The 1,777-nt window shown below is 45.6% G+C and carries 2 protein-coding genes; one reads left to right on the forward strand and one right to left on the reverse strand.

Annotation, left to right across the window (positions count from 1 at the left end; genetic code table 11):
- Positions 1-8 precede the first annotated feature (8 nt).
- A protein-coding gene (locus AKL11_RS24755; RefSeq protein WP_095210527.1) for an IS630 family transposase occupies positions 9-1,144 on the reverse strand; the annotation gives its coding sequence in 2 pieces (ribosomal slippage) (positions 9-715 and positions 715-1,144; 1,137 coding nt in all).
- A 163-nt stretch (positions 1,145-1,307) separates the two neighbouring features.
- On the opposite strand from AKL11_RS24755, the gene AKL11_RS19205 reads away from it, so the two are divergent.
- The coding region (locus tag AKL11_RS19205; protein WP_157673667.1) for a helix-turn-helix domain-containing protein at positions 1,308-1,777 on the forward strand (470 nt) is incomplete at its 3' end.

Raw genomic sequence — 1,777 nt, forward strand, 5'->3', positions numbered from 1 at the left:
TTATCTGCTTATTCTGGCAGCACCGGGTAAAGTCTCTTCAACTTAATCCGGGCATCTTCTGTGGTGAACCGCCAGTCCATGGTCGTTTTGCAGTCGTTACGTTGTACTTCCCAGGCTGCAACCTCGCGACGCAGTGTCTCCTGGTCGGGTATACGAYGATTCAGGCATTGTCGACTCAATATACTCAGTTCGATCTCTGCCATATCCAGCCAGCTCCCGTGCTTGGGAGTGTAGTGAAATTCAAGTTTATCGATAATTCGTCTGKCCTCTTCCGGTTTGAAGGCCTTATAAAARGAAGCGGGTGTGTGCGTGTTCAGGTTRTCTTCTACCAGAACAATTTTATCAACATCCTTGTAGCGACCATCCACCAATGCTTTGACCTGATGCGCCCAGTCGATCGCGGTTCTACTGTCGGTTACCTCTACATGCCGCCAACCAGCCAGTGGTTCGAAAATCATAAAGAGATTACTGACACCGTTACGCTCATACTCTGTGTCGTATCGTTCTGGATTACCGGGTTCAATAGGAATGGGATTACGTACCTCAATTAACTGCTGCTTGCTGGTYTCATCCAGACATACCAACGGTCTTTTGGGGTCATATGGAAGCTTGTAAAGCTCCAGAATATCTTCCATGGCACTCACAAAGTTGGCGCTTTCTTCCTTGGGAATACACCATTCTTTTTTCTGCCAAGGCTTAAGTTCGTTTTTTTTAAAGATTCATGGATGGTGCTTCTGGATATTTCATCAATGTACTCCAGCTCGATCATCTTGTCCCTGAGGAGGTTTAACGTCCATCGCGCGTTTCCTTTTGGAGGTGCAGAACAGGTCAGAGCGATAAGGTGAGCCTCTAACTCACCATCCATTTTCCGTTTTCCTCCATGACGACTGTGCTTGCTATTGATCGCAACCTCTAATCCTTCCTCAGCAAGGCGTTGACGAAGACGACAGATAGTGAGCGGTTTCACGTTGAAGGCTTTAGCTGCCTGCTCATGGGTAAGCGGCGAGYGATTTTCATCGATGGCGAGYAAAATTTGTGCGTGGCGTTTTTTGTGTTGCGCAATTATTGGTTTTTCTTGTTTGATTAAAGCCTCAAGCATTGAGCGTTCATCATCACTTAAACGAACATGGTATTTAACGTTCATGACGGCTCCATCTTTTGTTGCAGTGGAGCTGTCAGGATAATACAAAATTCAGTCTATCATTTGACGGTGGATGGAGTACTAGTGTAGTGAGCTGCATTTAATACAACATAAATAATCTCGCTGTGCCATTATAGGTAAGAGCATCTAAGGACGGATACTATCTATGAGAGTCGCAGCCAAGATAAGCCTGAGTGAACAGGAACAAAAACTATTAAAACGTCTATCGTCGTCAAATAAAAGCTCTGTACGCATTGCCCGTCGTTCTAAAATTATTCTTTTGGCTGCAGATGGAAAAACCAATCTTGAAATTGCGGAAGCATTAAATATCGAACGGGGACAAGTAAGCCGTTGGCGAGTTCGTTATGTAGCTGAAGGTTTTCGGGGAATAGAGAAAGACCTTCCTCGTGGTGGTCGTAACRAACAGATTGATGCTACGGAAATCGTTCGTTTGACCACTCAARCAAAGCCGGATAATGCTACTCACTGGAGCACTCGCTCTATGGCTGAAGCCGCTGGCATTAGTGCGACAAGCGTGCGTCGCATATGGAAAGCCCATGGCCTTAAGCCTCACCTGGAAAAGACATTCAAAGTTTCTCGTGATCCAAAGTTTGTGGAAAAGCTTGAGGATATCGT

It is taken from the genome of Endozoicomonas ascidiicola, assembly GCF_001646945.1.
Lineage (GTDB): Bacteria > Pseudomonadota > Gammaproteobacteria > Pseudomonadales > Endozoicomonadaceae > Endozoicomonas > Endozoicomonas ascidiicola.